We start from the raw sequence: 256 nt of genomic DNA on the forward strand, positions 1-256 counted from the left end.
GATATCAATAACACGTATCACTACTTCGCTCACCTGAACGGCTTTGCAAAAGGTGTGCATAAAGGCCGGATCGTCAAACCCGGAGAGGTGATCGGCTCTGTCGGCAGTTCCGGATACGGACCGCCGGGCACCGCGGGAAAATTTCCGCCGCATCTTCACTACGGGATGTATAAAGATAACGGCAGATCGGAATGGTCCTTTGACCCGTATCCTCATTTAAGGGCATGGGAACGAAAAGAAATCCGCAGGAAAAAGT

1 pseudogene is annotated in these 256 nt (G+C 51.2%); it reads left to right on the forward strand.

Annotated features, from left to right (window positions below):
- Positions 1 to 256 (forward strand): annotated as a pseudogene (gene lytH, locus R0K30_RS22595) (L-Ala--D-Glu endopeptidase); the annotation flags it as partial.

This window comes from Bacillus sp. SIMBA_154 (assembly GCF_046536015.1).
GTDB lineage: Bacteria > Bacillota > Bacilli > Bacillales > Bacillaceae > Bacillus > Bacillus pumilus_P.